This is a genomic window from Rhizobium sp. BK376 (genome assembly GCF_004341625.1).
In the GTDB taxonomy this organism is placed as follows: domain Bacteria; phylum Pseudomonadota; class Alphaproteobacteria; order Rhizobiales; family Rhizobiaceae; genus Rhizobium.
On the sequence record NZ_SLZG01000032.1, the window covers coordinates 19,394 to 34,452 of the forward strand.

15 protein-coding genes and 2 pseudogenes are annotated in these 15,059 nt (G+C 58.8%); 13 read left to right on the forward strand and 4 right to left on the reverse strand.

Annotation, left to right across the window (positions count from 1 at the left end; all coding sequences use genetic code 11):
- Positions 1-80: 80 nt before the first annotated feature.
- Both EV561_RS32755 and EV561_RS32760 read left to right on the forward strand, forming a co-directional pair.
- A complete protein-coding gene (locus EV561_RS32755; protein WP_245513147.1) occupies positions 81-341 on the forward strand; it encodes a type II toxin-antitoxin system prevent-host-death family antitoxin in 261 nt (86 codons plus the stop codon).
- Entirely contained in the window at positions 334-750 is a 417-nt protein-coding gene (locus tag EV561_RS32760) for a hypothetical protein (protein WP_132528072.1), read from the forward strand. The genes EV561_RS32755 and EV561_RS32760 overlap by 8 nt, the downstream gene beginning before the upstream one ends.
- Positions 751-819: 69 nt before the next feature.
- On the opposite strand, the pseudogene EV561_RS32765 reads toward EV561_RS32760, so the two are convergent.
- Positions 820-1,522, reverse strand: a pseudogene (locus tag EV561_RS32765) (IS6 family transposase).
- Positions 1,523-1,571: 49 nt separating this feature from the next.
- Positions 1,572-1,691 (reverse strand): annotated as a pseudogene (locus EV561_RS38160) (ProQ/FINO family protein); the annotation flags it as partial.
- A gap of 837 nt (positions 1,692-2,528) precedes the next feature.
- Here EV561_RS38160 and EV561_RS32775 point away from each other — a divergent pair.
- Genes EV561_RS32775 through EV561_RS32800 form a run of 6 tightly spaced genes read left to right on the forward strand, consistent with a single transcriptional unit; the run spans position 2,529 to position 8,223 of the window.
- Entirely contained in the window at positions 2,529-3,554 is a 1,026-nt protein-coding gene (locus EV561_RS32775) for a LacI family DNA-binding transcriptional regulator (RefSeq protein WP_132528073.1), read from the forward strand.
- Between the two features lie 39 nt (positions 3,555-3,593).
- Positions 3,594-4,550: a substrate-binding domain-containing protein gene (locus tag EV561_RS32780; RefSeq protein WP_132528074.1), complete on the forward strand. Its 957-nt coding sequence runs from the start codon at positions 3,594-3,596 to the stop codon at positions 4,548-4,550.
- Positions 4,547-5,359: an ATP-binding cassette domain-containing protein gene (locus EV561_RS32785; protein WP_132528075.1), complete on the forward strand. Its 813-nt coding sequence runs from the start codon at positions 4,547-4,549 to the stop codon at positions 5,357-5,359. The genes EV561_RS32780 and EV561_RS32785 overlap by 4 nt, the downstream gene beginning before the upstream one ends.
- Positions 5,356-6,360: an ABC transporter permease gene (locus EV561_RS32790; protein WP_132528076.1), complete on the forward strand. Its 1,005-nt coding sequence runs from the start codon at positions 5,356-5,358 to the stop codon at positions 6,358-6,360. The genes EV561_RS32785 and EV561_RS32790 overlap by 4 nt, the downstream gene beginning before the upstream one ends.
- A 1-nt stretch (position 6,361) precedes the next feature.
- Positions 6,362-7,441 carry a phosphotriesterase gene (locus EV561_RS32795; protein ID WP_132528077.1) on the forward strand — a complete coding sequence of 360 codons (1,080 nt, stop codon included), beginning with the start codon at positions 6,362-6,364 and terminating at the stop codon, positions 7,439-7,441.
- A gap of 11 nt (positions 7,442-7,452) precedes the next feature.
- On the forward strand, positions 7,453-8,223 hold the full coding sequence (locus tag EV561_RS32800; RefSeq protein ID WP_132528078.1) for a glutamine amidotransferase: 771 nt from the start codon (positions 7,453-7,455) through the stop codon (positions 8,221-8,223).
- A 5-nt stretch (positions 8,224-8,228) separates the two neighbouring features.
- Here the strand turns inward: EV561_RS32800 and EV561_RS32805 are convergent, their stop codons facing one another.
- Positions 8,229-9,125 (reverse strand): PfkB family carbohydrate kinase, encoded by an 897-nt coding sequence (locus tag EV561_RS32805; protein ID WP_132528079.1) that lies wholly within the window; start codon positions 9,123-9,125, stop codon positions 8,229-8,231.
- Between the two features lie 28 nt (positions 9,126-9,153).
- Here EV561_RS32805 and EV561_RS32810 point away from each other — a divergent pair, with 28 nt between their 5' ends.
- The 4 genes from EV561_RS32810 (at position 9,154) to EV561_RS32825 (ending at position 12,968) form a co-directional block, all read left to right on the forward strand.
- The gene (locus EV561_RS32810) at positions 9,154-9,996 is read left to right on the forward strand and encodes a BtpA/SgcQ family protein (protein ID WP_132528080.1); all 843 of its coding nucleotides are present in this window, start codon (positions 9,154-9,156) and stop codon (positions 9,994-9,996) included.
- A gap of 5 nt (positions 9,997-10,001) precedes the next feature.
- Positions 10,002-10,646 carry a TenA family protein gene (locus tag EV561_RS32815; RefSeq protein ID WP_132528081.1) on the forward strand — a complete coding sequence of 215 codons (645 nt, stop codon included), beginning with the start codon at positions 10,002-10,004 and terminating at the stop codon, positions 10,644-10,646.
- Positions 10,627-11,070: a substrate-binding domain-containing protein gene (locus tag EV561_RS32820; RefSeq protein WP_165928007.1), complete on the forward strand. Its 444-nt coding sequence runs from the start codon at positions 10,627-10,629 to the stop codon at positions 11,068-11,070. The genes EV561_RS32815 and EV561_RS32820 overlap by 20 nt, the downstream gene beginning before the upstream one ends.
- Positions 11,071-11,723: 653 nt before the next feature.
- The gene (locus EV561_RS32825; protein ID WP_132528083.1) at positions 11,724-12,968 is read left to right on the forward strand and encodes an amidohydrolase family protein; all 1,245 of its coding nucleotides are present in this window, start codon (positions 11,724-11,726) and stop codon (positions 12,966-12,968) included.
- A gap of 39 nt (positions 12,969-13,007) precedes the next feature.
- On the opposite strand, the gene EV561_RS32830 is transcribed toward EV561_RS32825, so the two are convergent.
- Positions 13,008-13,883, reverse strand: coding sequence for an aldose 1-epimerase family protein (locus tag EV561_RS32830; RefSeq protein WP_132528084.1), 876 nt, complete (start codon positions 13,881-13,883; stop codon positions 13,008-13,010).
- 149 nt (positions 13,884-14,032) lie between these two features.
- On the opposite strand from EV561_RS32830, the gene EV561_RS32835 reads away from it, so the two are divergent.
- Positions 14,033-15,055: an SIS domain-containing protein gene (locus tag EV561_RS32835; protein ID WP_132528085.1), complete on the forward strand. Its 1,023-nt coding sequence runs from the start codon at positions 14,033-14,035 to the stop codon at positions 15,053-15,055.
- The last annotated feature ends 4 nt before the right edge of the window (positions 15,056-15,059 follow it).

The window sequence follows — 15,059 nt, forward strand, 5'->3', positions numbered from 1 at the left end:
GATTGCACGTAGCAGTGCTTCCCGGGGCTTGCGAAATAGTCAAATAATTTGTATATTTCGCATTAATTGAAGGAAGCGTGATGATGGAAAAATTCTCGACCGTCGAATTGCTGCGAGACATCAAGACGGTGACCATGGCGGCAGACCGCCAGCCCGTCGCGATCACGCAGCATCGCAAACCAAGATATGTCCTTATGACCTACGACGAATTTGAAGCTTTGAAAAGCCGAGGTGATCTGCGCCGGGTTTATGGTCCGAACGAAGCTCCCGCAGATCTCGCGGCAATGATCCTTCCCGAGCTTGACCGGCTGATAGAGGAAGGGCGGGATGCCAATGGCTGACGTCCCGGCCAATGGTTCCGTAATCCGATACCCCTATCTCTGGGCGTGGCAACGCGACAAAGGAGAAACGGAAGGGCGAAAAAGCCGACCCGTTTGCATGGTTCTTGCGATTCCCAAGGGGAATCAGACGAACCTCATTCTGCTGGCCATTTCGGGAACGCCGCCTCGCTCTGACCAGACAGCCTTGGAGATTCCACAGCTCGAATGCCGCCGCGCCGGCATTCGTGAATGGAAAGATGCTTGGATCACCGTGTCGGAATTCAATCACGATCTGGCGGAAGCCTCATTCTACTTCGATCCGAATGCGGAAGTGCTGGGATCGTTCAGCAAGGGCTTTCTTGCGAAGATCGCCGCAGCCTTCAAGCCGTTTCTGGCAAGCGCTAATGCCAGAATAAGCCGAACCGAATGAAGCGATGCCCGCGGCATCGTAAACTTAACGGCAACGAGGCCAAACCATGGCGCGGGCAGAGTTCATCGGTCATGCTCGGGCAATTTTCGCCCACAGGTTCATCGCCGCTGAACGCAATTCGCGATGATGGCTGGAGGGGATGTCGTGACGGGGGATGTGGAACAGGTTGGCAATCGGGTCGTGGATGGAGACAAAGCGTTGTAAATGTCGCGGTGACTTGAAGCGCTTCATGACCCGCTCTCGCCGCCGGACTGGTTGGTGAGAATTCTCCGCCCGATTGTTCAACCCTTTGTGGGAGCGATGCTCAACGCCGGGCATGATCTGGCGCTTTGCGGCGTCGTAAGATCGAAGCTTATCGGTGATCATCACCCGCGGCTCTCGGCCCTGGCCCTTCAAAAGCTTGCGTATCAGACGCTTGGCTGCCTTGGCATTTCGGCGGCTTTGCACAAGAACCTCCAAGACGAACCCGTCCTGATCCACAGCGCGCCACAGCCAATGCTTCTTTTCCACCGATCGCAACCACGGCTTCATCGAGGTGCCATTTATCGCCGAGCCGACCGGAGGAGCGGCCGCGGATCTCATTGGCGAAAGTTCGCCCAAATTTCTCCGCCCACAGCCGAACTGTCTGATGGGAGACAATGATCCCTCGAGCCGCCAGCAAGTCCTCGACCATCCGCAGGCTGAGAGGAAACCGGAAATACAGCCAAACGGCGTGAGCAATGATTTCAGCGGGAAAGCGATGGCGGCGATAGAGGGGATCACGGTCTGTCATAGGCCGTCATCGCACATCGAATTCCAGCTTTTAGTTAAATTGACAATGCCGCCGGAAGGATGGTTGCTGGCCGCGACAGCAGCGCGTTGATGCTTTGCGCCTTCTCGACGTCAAGGGGTGTTGCCAATGCCAATATCGGCCCGCGGCTGACTGTCCAAACCTTCTTTATCTCTTGCGTGCTCCTTTCGGACTTCTCGGGAGCGATTGTCGGTCATCCCGAAGTTTGGACTCCGCCAGCTTAGTGGCGAGACTTCAACGTGAAAACCTATCGAAGCCATACAGCACAACTTTCTTTGGCGGTGGCGTCTCCACGAGACGTTTGCGGGTGAGGACGGCCATTCGATCCTCTGCTACCCCGACAGGACCACTATCAGAGTAACCTGTGTTCGGCTCGGCTCCCACGTGGCATGGCCGCCCTGATCTGTAATCAGCTTCTACGGTGAAACGAATTAAAAGCCTCCCAGTCAACATCGCGTCACCTTGTAAAAACAAAAGACGGCTAAGGCCGTTGCTATCGCGATGTGGCCCTGCATCCTCCTTTCAGGCGGCGACAAAGTTAGATTCCAGATGTCCAGAAGAAAGCAAGTTAGAGGGATTTGCCACGACATCCTCGGAACATTTGTTAACCGATACAACGATCTCTGCGTGGCAGGACACCCCACCTGGAGAAATCGGAGCGACAGAAGCTTATGACCCCCACTGTCGCGGCGGCGAGCCCTCGCTCAGTCGAGAGATGTTGCCCAACATTGATGATCTTCTCGTGCTCAACGCGCTGGACCGGAAGCGCGGCTGGCATTAAACCTTTCTCTGATAATGCCAAAAGCGACCGGCGGAGCGCCGATCAATTGCCCGAGTCGAGCGTCCGACCCGGAGAGAAATCGCATAAAAAACAATCTGAAACGATTTTCGCCCACGATTCGTGCAAGGGCGTTGTTGACAGGCGGCGATTTGTAAAGAAAGCTAGGTAAATCGGTTTACTAAAGCGCTTTACTATGGCTGATCTGGTATGCTTGGCAAAAAAGTGACAAGTCTGAAGGATGTGGCAACGGCGGCTGGCGTGTCTGTCACTACGGTTTCGCGCATGCTGAACGGCACACTTGATCTGCCTGCGGCTACCCGAGAGCGGATCGAGACGGCAATCCGGGACCTTCACTACCAGCCCAATCCGCACGCGCGGCGTCTCAGTCGCGGCCGCAGCGACACGATCGGCCTTGTCGTGCCCGATATAGCCAATCCCTTCTTCGCAACCTTCGTCGCTGCCGTCGAAGCGGAAGCGGACACGAACGGCCTGGCCGTTTCGCTCTATGCGACGCTCAACCGACCGGGTCGCGAGATTGCCTACCTCAGCCTGATCGAGCGCAACCATGTCGATGGGTTGGTCTTCATTACCAACCATCCTGACGACGGAGAACTGGCGACGCTGATCAATCGCACCGGCAAAGTCATCGTAGTCGACGAGGACGTGCCGCTCGCAAATGTACCGAAACTTTTCTGCGACAATGAGCAGGGCGGCTACCTCGCCGGACGCCATCTGGCAGAATTCGGCCATCACCGCGCTCTCTACCTCGGTGGCGCGGAAGAGATGATCAGCACGCAACGGCGTTTTCGCGGCCTTCAGCGCGCGATGTCGGATCGCTACGGCGGCAAGGCGGAGGTTATCCGCTATGGTGGCGAATATACAGTGGACTTCGGGCGCGAGGCAGCCCACCGCTTCATCGCCGAAGGGATGCCCACCACGGCGATCTTTGCAGGCTCGGACGAAATCGCCATCGGGCTAATCGAAGTTCTGCGGGCACAGGGAGTATCCATTCCAGCGGATGTTTCCGTCGTCGGTTTCGACGATGTCAGTCCCCTTCACCTCTTCGCTCCGCCGCTGACCGCGATCCACCAGCCGGTGCGCAGGCTGGGGCGGCGGGCTCTCGCGATGCTCGTTGAAACCAATTGGCAGGATGAACAGTCGCTCGCGACGGAAGAACTCCTGCCCGTAGAAATCGTCGTGCGAAATTCCGTTGCACCGCCGGCGAAACAATAAAACTGCAACGTCAAAAACCAAACAGAGGACAAGAGGAACATGAAATCCATCAGACGCAGAACATTCGGTGCCGCGCTTGCCATGACGACCGCCTTGCTCGGCTTCGGCATGACCACGTCACTTGCGCATGCACAGGGCAAGACCTACGCGCTCGTGCAGATCAATCAGCAGGCGCTCTTCTTCAACCAGATCAATGCCGGCGCGCAGAAGGCGGCTGACGCCTCCGGCGACAAGCTGGTCATCTTCAATGCCAACAATGACGCTTCGGCGCAGAACAGCGCAATTGAGACCTATATCCAGCAGAAGGTGGACGGCCTGATCGTCGTTGCCATCGATGTCAATGGCATCATGCCTGCCGTCAACGAAGCCGCGAAGGCCGGCATTCCGGTCGTCGCCATCGACGCCGTCCTCCCGGACGGTCCGCAAAAGGCGCAGATCGGCGTCGACAACGGCAAGGCCGGCGGCGACATCGGCGCCTATTTCGTCGATTACGTCAAAAAGAACATGGGCGGTAAAGCGAAGGTCGGTGTCGTCGGCGCGCTTAATTCCTTCATCCAGAATTTGCGCCAGAAGGGTTTTGAAAACGCCATTAAGGGTAATGACGGCATCACCACCGCCGGCGTCGTCGATGGCCAGAATATCCAGGACAACGCGCTTTCCGCCGCTGAAAACCTGATAACCGGCAATCCCGACATGACGACCATCTATGCCACCGGCGAGCCGGCTCTGCTCGGCGCCATCGCCGCGGTTCAGAGCCAGGGCAAGCAGGATTCGATCAAGATCTTCGGTTGGGATCTGACAGCGCAGGCGATCTCCGCCATCGACAGCGGCTTTGTCGTTGCCGTGGTCCAGCAGGATCCGGCTGGCGAAGGCAAGGCAGCGGTCGAAAGCCTTGCCAAGCTCTCCGCCGGCGGCTCGGTCGAAAAGACGATTTCGATCCCGATCACGATCGTCACCAAGGCCAATGTCGACCCCTATCGTGCGATGTTCAAATGATATCCGATCAGCAGCCAGTCGCTGCTGCCGGCGCCGGGGACCCGAACGGTCCCCGGCAGCCCGGCGGCGCGCGGGGTAGCGTACCCGCAATATCCCTTCGGGGTATCCGCAAGGTCTTTGGATCCCATCAGGCGCTTCGCGGCGTCGATCTCGACCTCTATCCCGGCGAGTGCCTTGGCCTGGTCGGCGACAATGCCGCGGGCAAGTCGACGCTGACCAAGGTCATTTCGGGAACCTATATCCCCGATGACGGGACCATCGCCGTAAATGGCGACGTCGTGCGCCTGTCGGGTCCGGCGGATGCACGCAACCGGCATATCGAGATGGTGTTCCAGGATCTGAGCCTGTGCGACCATGTCGACGTTGTCGGCAACCTCTTTCTTGGTCGCGAGCTCACCAAGGGACCGTTCCTCGATCACTCGCGCATGATCGCGGAAGCCCGCAAGATGCTGGACGCGCTGGAGATCCGTATTCCCAGGCTCTCTGCGAAGGTGGAAAAGCTGTCCGGCGGTCAGCGCCAGGCAATTGCGATCGCCCGGGCGGCGTCCTTCAATCCAAAGGTCCTCATCATGGATGAGCCGACCTCGGCGCTTGCCGTGGCCGAAGTCGAGGCTGTGCTTGCGCTCATCAATCGAGTGAAGGCAAAAGGCGTCTCTGTCGTCCTCATCACGCACCGCCTGCAGGACCTTTTCCGCGTCTGTGATCGCATCGCAGTCATGTACGAGGGAACCAAGGTCGCCGAACGCAACATCGCCGAGACCAACCTCGAAGATCTGGTGAAGCTCATCGTCGGAGGCGAAAGACATTGACCGTCTACACTGAACGCTCAAAGGGCCATCCATTCGCCGACTTCCTTGCCGAACATGCGCAGGTCCTGTCGATCGCCGTCTTCTTCATCGTCTGCCTGCTGTTTTTCTCGGCGATGACAACGACGTTCATGACGCTCGGAAACATCCTGAACATCATCCGCCAGGCAGCGCCTATCCTTGTCGTCGCGATCGCCATGACGCTGGTGATTGTGACCGGCGGCATCGATCTTTCGGTCGGCTCGGCCGTCGCGCTCATCAACGCCGTCGCGGCGATCATCCTTGCGACGGGTGCGCCATGGCCGCTTGTCGTTATCGGGATGCTTATATTCGGCGGTGTGGTCGGGCTGTTGCAAGGCTGGTTCGTCGCCTATCAGGGCATACCGGCCTTCATCGTCACGTTGGCGGGCCTCTCTATCCTGCGCGGCGTGGCGCTCTACCTGACGCAGGGCTATTCGATCCCGATTAACAATCTGCCCGGCTTCTTCTTTCTCGGACGCGGCGAGATCCTGTCGATCCCGTTTCCGGCAATCGTCGCCATAGTTGTTGCCGCCCTCGGCGTCGTCATTGTCACCTACACCAAATACGGCCGGCAGATCATCGCGGTCGGCTCCAATCTGGAGGCCGCGCGGCGTGTCGGCATGCCGGCCAAATGGATCGTCGCGTCCGTCTATATGGTGTCGGGCATTGCCTGCGGCATTGCCGGCATCCTGACGGCCGCCCGTCTCGGCTCCGGCTCGTCGAATGCCGCCGTCGGCTTCGAGCTGCAGGTGATTGCGGCCGTCGTCCTCGGCGGCACATCGCTGACCGGAGGACGCGGCACGATGATCGGCACGGTGCTTGGCACTCTGACCATCGCCGTCATCGGCAATGGCCTAATCCTGATGCACATTTCGCCGTTCTTCACGGAGATCGTCACCGGCGCGATCATCCTGATCGCCATTTGGCTCAACACACGGATCTTCACCACGAACTTCCGATTCGGCGCGAAAAAGCGAGACTGACATGGCAAGCGAACTTTCGGAAGGGCATCTCGGCTCCGGCAAGGTCATGACCGTTCGCGGGCCTGTGTCCGTCGACAGCCTTGGCGTGACGCTGATGCACGAGCACATTCTCAACGATTGCCGTTGCTGGTGGCATGCGCCCAAGACGCCGGAGCGTCAATATCTGGCGGACGGCTTCGTCTGCATGGAAATCCTGAGCGAGTTGCATCAGGATCCCTTCGTCAACAAGCATAACATCACGCTCGACGACGAAGTGCTGGCGATCAAGGAGCTTGCCGATTTCGCCAATCAAGGTGGCAAGACTGTGATCGAGCCGACCTGCCAGGGAATTGGCCGCGATCCCCGCGCGCTGGCACGCATTTCGGAAAAGACCGGCCTAAACATCATCATGGGTGCGGGCTTCTATCTCGGCTCCTCGCATCCGGCCAAGGTCGCGTCGATGAGCGTCGAGGCGATTGCGGACGAAATTGTTGCCGAAGCACTTCGTGGCGCTGAGGGAACCGATGTGAAGATCGGTTTGATCGGCGAGATCGGCGTATCGTCCGACTTTACCGATGAGGAAAAGAAGTCGCTGCGGGGTGCTGCGCAAGCGCAGGTGCGCACCGGCCTGCCGGTGATGGTGCATCTACCCGGCTGGTTCCGGCTTGGTCATCAGGTGTTGGATATCGTCGCTTCAGAGGGGGCCGACCTCAGGCACACAGTGCTTTGCCATATGAACCCGTCGCATGACGACCTTGCCTATCAGAGCGAGCTTGCGGCGCGCGGCGCCTTCATCGAATACGACATGATCGGTATGGATTTCTTTTATGCCGATCAGCAGGTGCAATGCCCGAGCGACGACCAGGCGGCGCATGCAATCGTCGAGCTCATCGAGAGGGGACATCGCGACCGCATCCTGCTGTCGCATGACGTCTTCCTCAAAATGATGCTGAAGCATTACGGCGGCAACGGCTACGGCTATATCCTCCGTCACTTCCTGCCGCGGCTCAAGCGGCATGGTCTCGACGACGCCAGCCTTGACATCCTCATGCGCGACAATCCGCGATCGGTTTTCGAGGCAAAGCACGCCTCCTCAAAATGAATGGAAAGACCATGACAAAGAAAGTTCTTCTCGTCGGCGAAAGCTGGGTGAGTTCCGCCACGCACTACAAAGGGTTCGACCAGTTCGGTAGCGTGACCTTTCACCTTGGCGCCGAGCCGCTGGTCAAGGCGCTGAAAGGCAGCGAATTCGAGCTGACCTACATGACGGCTCACGAGGCGGTCGAGAAATTCCCCTTCGACATGGCCGGGCTAGAAGCCTATGACGCCATCATCCTCTCGGATATCGGAGCAAATTCTCTCCTTCTGCCGCCGGATGTCTGGCTGCATTCGAAGACCGTGCCGAACCGCCTCCGGCTGATCAAGGCTTGGGTGGAAAAGGGTGGGGCGCTGATGATGATCGGCGGCTATTTCTCCTTCCAGGGGATCGACGGCAAGGCGCGCTGGCGACGCACGCCGGTCGAAGACGTGCTGCCCGTCACCTGCCTTCCCTATGACGACCGCGTCGAGATGCCGGAGGGATCGATTGCCTCGATCATCAAGCCGGACCATCCGACCGTTGCCGGCATGATAGGCGAATGGCCCTTCCTGCTGGGCGTCAATGAAGTGGAAGTGCGCGACAGGCCGGATGTGGAGGTGATCGCCCGCGTGCCGGAGGATCAGGGCGGACATCCGCTCCTTGTCGTCGGCGCCTTCGGCAAAGGTCGTACGGCCGCCTGGACCTCGGATATCGGCCCACACTGGCTGTCGCCGGCCTTCTGCGAATGGGAAGGCTATGGGCGTCTCTGGAAGAATGTGCTCGGCTGGTTGACCAGGATGAGCTGAGCGTTTCAGCCGGAAAGGATTTCGGCGAGTTCGGCACTCGTGGGGAAGGCGGATCGTGTTCCCCGACGGCTGACTGTTACGGCGGAAGCACGGGCGGCATCGCTGATCGCCCTTTCGTCCAGCCGACCCGTCCGGCGCGCGGCGGAAGCGATGGCAACAGCCATGAACGTGTCACCGGCTCCCGTCGTGTCGATGACCGAAGCGGGGGCGGAGGGAACCGTGACAGTGCCTTTGGCTTCCGCCAGCAACGCGCCTTCGCCGCCTGCGGTGAGCACAACCTGGCAGACACCCGCCGCCAACAAACGCGCCGCTGCGGCCGCGCCGGATGCTCCGGTGAGGCTCAGCGCTTCGCCCTTATTGAGGAATGCCATGTCGACAAGAGGCCAGAGTTCGGAAAAATACGGGCGCAACGGCGACGGATTGAATGCCGTGACAATCCCGCGTCGCTTGGCATCGGCAAGGAGGCCGCGTGTCACCTCTTCCGACAGATTGCCCTGCATGACGACGATATCGCCAGCCTGTGCTGCCGAAAGGGCGTCGAGCGCTGCGGCAAGCGTCATTGCCTCGGCCGATCGGGTGGTGGTGACGATGGCGTTTTCGCCATCGGGCGTCGTGAAGATGATGGAGAAATCGCTGGAGGCGTCGGGGAACTGCAAAAGTCGGGCCTCGACCGGCTCGCTTGCCAGTTGCTCGCGAATGGTCTCGCCGCGGAAATCCTCGCCGATCGCTGTCACAAAGGATGTCGCCAGGCCGCAGCGACCGATGACGACCGCCTGGTTGGCGCCCTTGCCGCCAAGGTCGCGACTTTCCTCACGGCCAAAGATGGACGCGCCGGCTTCCGGCATCGTCGTAACTGAGATGGTTTCGTCGACGGCGACGTTGCCGATCACATACACACGCATGATGAGCTTTCACTGAAAAGGAAAAAAGATGCAGGACATATCCGACAAGGCTTCAAGCGCCATACGGGAAATATTCGGCAGAGACAAGGCATTGATCGGCATGGTCCATTGCCCGCCGTTCCCAGGCGCGCCGCGCTACAAGAGCGCCAGCATGGACACGATCTATGATGCATGCATGCGTGATGCCGAGGCATTAATCAAGAACGGGATCCATGGCCTCATCATCGAAAATCACGGTGATATCCCGTTCTCGAAGCCCGATGATATCGGCCACGAAACCGCGGCGTTCATGTCCGTCGTCACCGATCGCATCGTCCGTGCGCTCGATGCTCCCCTGGGAATCAACGTGCTTGCCAACGCGCCCATTCCGGCTTTCGCCATCGCCATGGCGGGCGGCGCGCGCTTCATCCGCGTCAACCAATGGGCCAACGCCTATGTCGCCAACGAGGGCTTCATGGAAGGCCGTGCCGCCGAAGCCATGCGCTATCGCTCGCTGCTGCGCGCGGAACACGTCAAGGTCTTCGCCGACAGCCATGTCAAACACGGGGCCCATGCGATCACCGCCGACCGGACCATCGAGGAATTGACCCGCGACCTCGTCTTCTTCGACGCGGATGTCGTCATCGCCACCGGCCAGCGCACCGGTAATTCCGCGACGATCGAGGAGATCGAGGAGATCGGTGCTGCGACCCATTTGCCGCTTCTCGTCGGCTCCGGCGTGACCAGCGGCAATATCGTCGAGATCCTGAAGCGGACCAACGGAGTCATCGTTGCCTCGTCGCTGAAGGAAGACGGCGTCTGGTGGAAGCCGGTCGAGGTTGCTCGTGTCACGGCCTTCCTTGAGGCCGCCAAGCCGGCACTGGAGGCCTGAAGCGTATGACGGAAAGCCTTTCGCAACAAATCCTATTCGAGAATGCCGCCGTCTTCGAAGCAATGGTCAACCACCGCTTCGTTGAGGACATTAAGGCCGATCGTCTGACGAAATCCGTCTTCGAGCGTTACCTGGTCTTCGAGGGAGCCTTCGTCGATACGGCAATCTCGATCTTTGCTTTCGCCACCGCGAAAGCGGTAGTGATCGAACACAAGCGCTGGCTGATCGGTGTTCTTGATGCGCTTGCCAATCACCAGATCGCCTATTTCGAGAAGACGTTCGCGGTTCGGGGCATTGATCCCTCGGCCTATGACGCCGACAGGCCGGAGGTCGCCGCCTTCCGCGATGGAATGCTAGCGATCGCGCGCGACGGTGGTTTCCTTGACACCGTCGTCGCCATGTTCGCGGCCGAGTGGATGTACTGGACCTGGTGCAAGGTAGCCAGCCTCTGCACGATTAGCGATCCGCTTTTGAAAGAATGGATTGATCTGCATGCCGCGCCCGAATTCGAAGCGCAGGCAATCTGGCTGCGCAATGTGCTCGACAAGGCGGGTGAAACCCTCGACGCTGCCGAGAGAACGCGCCTCAGCGGCATATTCGGTCGCGCGCAGCAGCTCGAGATCGATTTTCATGACGCACCATATCTCTGAGGGGAGCCGCGATTGCGAGGAATATGCCTCGAAGCACTACGTAGATCGATGGGGCATTCCGGTAGATGAAAGCGACCTAACTTCTCATCATTTTGTGGCCCCGGATAACCCGGCCGGTTCACGTGCTCCGGTTTACCGCTGGCTCTCGACTGCAGTGCCCTCGCGCTGCATCAGCTACCGGGCAACTGACACCCGGGCCGTGTATGACGCGGTTATTGCAGGCGCTGGACTTGGTTTTTTGCCTACTTTTGTTGGGCAGTCTCGGGGAGAGCTTGTGGAAATTCTGCCTTCGCGCGGCGATTGGATCTCCGATATTTGGCTGGTCACGCATGTCGATCTGCATCGAACGTTTAAGGTTCAGAAGTTTCTTGAGTTCATCAAGGCTGCTGCCCCTGGTGGCCCGGCATGCAGCCTCCTCCTCTGACAGATTGAAATTTTCTTTTTGAATGATGGTTTGGACCGCTTTTCGTGGTGGCACCGAGGATGCCGGCTGGGATGATGTCGGGCGAACTGAGAAATTGACCCCAATCGATCTGGGCGGTGGACAATTCATCAAAGTTGAGTTCTCGCAGGAATTGCCCACGCACAGGGTCCCTGAGACCGCCACACTGCTGGCATCGTCAGACATGCCGCTTTACTCCGCAAAGAACGATGGCCGCAATCGAGATGAGGTATTCTCAACGTCCCTGACAGAAAAACTCGGCGAGCAAAACAGTTCTGGTCGACGGCACGCGAGGGCCGCCGCTAGCTTTTATCGCGTGCGGATCATTTGCTCGAAAACGTGCAAAATCAGAGCATCATAGCGATACGCTGACGTTCCATAGTAGACATCAAGCTCTCAAGTTTCACCTTGCTCCTTATTCCTACTGCTCGCCAAACATTTCCAGGCGAGGTCGGCAGCCGTGAACTTGTCACAGTTGAAAGACGCCGCCGCCCTCCAGTCGCCTTCCACTTCGGGACGTTCATGATTTCTTGGCAGGTCTTCCATGCAAGAAATCATGACCTCCGGGATATTTATTGACATCGCCTCGCCGGTGTCAATAAATCCATTTGTTGGATTAATGTGGATATGGACAAATGGCGAACCCAATCATTCTAAAGGGCGGTACGATCTATCGCGGTATCGGCGACGCGGTAATTCATCAGGGCTTTGTCGAAATCATTGATGGAAAGATCGGTCGTGTCGGGGCAGTGTCTGACCTGAGTTCGGATCTTCCGGGCGAGGTGATAGACACGACCGGATGTACGGTGACGCCAGGTGTGATCGACACCCACATGCACGTCTTCCACGAACCGCAGATGTTGTGCCTTTCTGAAGGAGCCGCTGCCCTCTGGGGCGCCAACTATGCACAATCCGCGTTGCGCGCGGGCGTTACGACGATGCGCGATCTCGGTGCACAGACCAATGCTGTCTTCGGCTTGAAAAAAGCGATCAACGAAGGATACGTGGTCGGGCCGCGGTATCTGGTCAGTGGCAAGGCCATCTGCATGACGGGTGGCCACGGCTGGGCAAATCTCAGCGCTGAAGCCGACGGCATCGATGGTGTCCGCCATCTCGCCCGCGAGCAGCTCAAGGCCGGAGCCGATGTCATCAAGGTCATGGCCACCGGCGGCGCCGGTACGCCGGGAGAACTACCAACCTCTGTCCAACTCGGCGTGGAGGAAATCCGTGCAGCGGTCGAAGAGGCGCACAAGGCTGGCAAACCGGCCGCCGCACACGCCCTGGCGACCCAGGGTATCATCAATGCCGTCGAAGCCGGCGTCGACACGATCGAACATGGCGTCTTCCTGGACGATCGTGCGATCGACCTGATGCTGAAGCGCAATGTCGCGCTGTGCCCGACGATTTCGGTTTATCCGCGGATCATTTCCCGCGGCCCTGCGGGCGGTGAAGCAGCCTTCGTTGTGGAAAAATCACGGCCATTGCTGGCCCCACATTTCGAAAGCCTGCGAAAAGCGGTGGCAGCCGGCGTGCGCATCGTCTTCGGTACCGACGCAACTACCCTCTATAACCCGGTCGGCGACTTCGCAGACGAAATGGATCTGATGGTCAAGGCCGGGATGTCGCCCGTCGATGTCATCCGCTCGGCAACCGGAATAGCGGCCGAAATCTGCGGCGTTCAAAATATCACCGGCACTCTTGAGGAAGCGAAGGCCGCTGACGTCCTAGTCGTCAGCGGCAATGCAACGGAAGACATTGCGGCAATGAATACGCCGAAGTTTGTCTACAAGGACGGTGTACTCGTCTATGCCCAAGGCCACGGCTACCGCCATGCCAATCTCAGCGCTCGCCCGGTGCTGAAGCCGGATCTGGCGCTCTGAGGCACAAGCCTACGGCGCCCGCAAAGGGCGCCATAGGCCTTACCGAAGCCAGGACGACATCTTTATCGTCAACTGTTTCGATTCGTTTGGCGCAATAATCGTCACGCCAGGCTTTTGCGAGAAATCTCCGGCAAAATCAACGGGATCGGCATAACCGAGGCAGGGCTCAATACAGAGAAAATCGCTGCCCGGCTTCATCCAGAGGATCAGTTGCGGCATATCGGGGAAATCCAGCTTTATTCCCGCCGAACCATCCTGCGTCTGAAATCGCAGCGAACGACTGCGAGAATTCAGAAACGCCAAGCCGCCATCGGCGAAAAGCTGCTCCCGCAGCCGAAGCGCGCCCTCATCAAGCGGAAGACGGTGGCGATCGGGACCAATCTGGCGATTGACCGGTCGCGTATAGTCCAGCCATTCGTCATCGCTGAAGATCAGAACGTGTCCGTCCTTCGGTTGATCCCGGCGCAGCGGCCAGGAAAACCCCGGATGGAAGCCGAGGCTGAACGGCATGCTGGCAGCGCCGCTATTCTCGATCTCGGCCATGATAGAGAGATTGGTTTCCGACAGCATATAGTTTATCCGAAACACAAATTCATAGGGATAATGCCGCCTCGTCTCCGCATTGGAAACGAGTTCCAATGTGCAGCTATCTTGGCTCTTCGCTATGGTTTCAAAAATGCTGGCGCGCGCAAAACCATGCATCGGCATCGGATAGGCTCGGCCATCAACCTTGATGTTATCATCGCTGGTCCGCCCGACCACGGGAAAAAGAAAAGGCGCAGTTTCGGGCCAGACAGAGATGTCCGGTGTCCAAAGCAGATTCCAGTCATCGAGGCGAAGATCCTGCAATTCGGCGCCGCGGTCGCTGATGCGAGCCTGCATTGGCCCAGCCCTTAGCTCGTGAACTTTCACCATCGCATCCTCCGTCCTGTCGATTTTGCCGGGTCATGAACATTGGCTTGAATTACCCGACACTTTCAATTAAATCCAATAAATAGATTAAATAGTTCATCGCGCTGCTGGTGGCATCGTCCCGGGGGCGGCCGGCGAGTCCAGGAGACGCAATGTCGATCGAAGTCTACATGTCGGAACAGGGTCAGGTGATCGAAAACGCCCTGAACCATGAAAGCATTGCAGCAGCAGCCGAGAATATTCCAACCTTCGATCGCGTTATTCTCATCGGTTCCGGTTCCTCGCTGAATGCGCTGACCATCGTGCGGGCTTTCATGCAGGCATGCCTTCGCCGTGCCGTCGAGGTCATCAATCCCGCCGTCTTTCTCAAGACGATTGACGATATCTATGGGCACCCGCTTGTCGTCGTTCTTTCGCAAAGCGGCAGGAGCACGACATCCGTCGAAGCGGTCACGAAAGCGCAGGAGCGCGGGTGGCACAGCATTGTCATCACGGCTGATCCGACAAGCCCCATCGGCGGCTATGGATCGAGCACGATCCACCTCCCGATCGGCGACGAACCGATCGGGCCGAAGACGAAAGGCTTTACCGCCAGCGTCGCGGCTTGCCTCGCGTTCGCGCTGAAACTTGCCGACCGCGACGTCCCGTCAACCACCGCGGCCGACGTCGATGCCCTGCTGGAGATGTCAGCGTCCGCGACCTCCGAACTGCTGCAAGACCGGGACGTTCCCAATTACATCGCCATTTCCGGAACCGGTCGATTTCTGGGTGTCGCGATGGAAGCGTCGCTTAAGATCGCCGAGATCGCCGGACTTCCGACCGCCGCCTTCGAGCCCGAAGAGCTGCTGCACGGCCGATTGCACGGCGCAACGACCGAAAGCCTGGTCATTATGATCGCTGATTCCATCGAAAGCCGAGAAGAAGCGTTCAACGTTGCAAGCGTGATGGGGGATCGAAACGTTCATGTCGCCCTCCTGAATCTGACCACCACTGCCTCGCCATATGACTGGCTGCTCGCGGACCGTATCGCGATCGCCCCCTTTGACGCGGTCGCTGCCGTCATTCCGTTCCAGCGGCTTGCGGTCGATCTGGCGCTGCGGCAGAACATGGTTCCGGACGAGATGCGCTACCCGGGACTTTCCAGGGCGCTCGCCATCAAGACCTTTGCGCGGTGAAGCC

Excerpts from the sequence above, each read along its gene's own strand:
- EV561_RS32800 (WP_132528078.1), top strand. The coding sequence starts at position 7,453 with ATGACAAAGAAAGTTCTTCTCGTCGGCGAAAGCTGGGTGAGTTCCGCC.
- EV561_RS32805 (WP_132528079.1), bottom strand. The coding sequence starts at position 9,125 with ATGCGTGTGTATGTGATCGGCAACGTCGCCGTCGACGAAACCATCTCA.
- EV561_RS32810 (WP_132528080.1), top strand. The coding sequence starts at position 9,154 with ATGCAGGACATATCCGACAAGGCTTCAAGCGCCATACGGGAAATATTC.
- EV561_RS32775 (WP_132528073.1), top strand. The coding sequence starts at position 2,529 with ATGCTTGGCAAAAAAGTGACAAGTCTGAAGGATGTGGCAACGGCGGCT.
- EV561_RS32815 (WP_132528081.1), top strand. The coding sequence starts at position 10,002 with ATGACGGAAAGCCTTTCGCAACAAATCCTATTCGAGAATGCCGCCGTC.
- EV561_RS32820 (WP_165928007.1), top strand. The coding sequence starts at position 10,627 with ATGACGCACCATATCTCTGAGGGGAGCCGCGATTGCGAGGAATATGCC.
- EV561_RS32785 (WP_132528075.1), top strand. The coding sequence starts at position 4,547 with ATGATATCCGATCAGCAGCCAGTCGCTGCTGCCGGCGCCGGGGACCCG.
- EV561_RS32755 (WP_245513147.1), top strand. The coding sequence starts at position 81 with ATGATGGAAAAATTCTCGACCGTCGAATTGCTGCGAGACATCAAGACG.
- EV561_RS32760 (WP_132528072.1), top strand. The coding sequence starts at position 334 with ATGGCTGACGTCCCGGCCAATGGTTCCGTAATCCGATACCCCTATCTC.
- EV561_RS32825 (WP_132528083.1), top strand. The coding sequence starts at position 11,724 with ATGGCGAACCCAATCATTCTAAAGGGCGGTACGATCTATCGCGGTATC.
- EV561_RS32780 (WP_132528074.1), top strand. The coding sequence starts at position 3,594 with ATGAAATCCATCAGACGCAGAACATTCGGTGCCGCGCTTGCCATGACG.
- EV561_RS32795 (WP_132528077.1), top strand. The coding sequence starts at position 6,362 with ATGGCAAGCGAACTTTCGGAAGGGCATCTCGGCTCCGGCAAGGTCATG.
- EV561_RS32835 (WP_132528085.1), top strand. The coding sequence starts at position 14,033 with ATGTCGATCGAAGTCTACATGTCGGAACAGGGTCAGGTGATCGAAAAC.
- EV561_RS32830 (WP_132528084.1), bottom strand. The coding sequence starts at position 13,883 with ATGGTGAAAGTTCACGAGCTAAGGGCTGGGCCAATGCAGGCTCGCATC.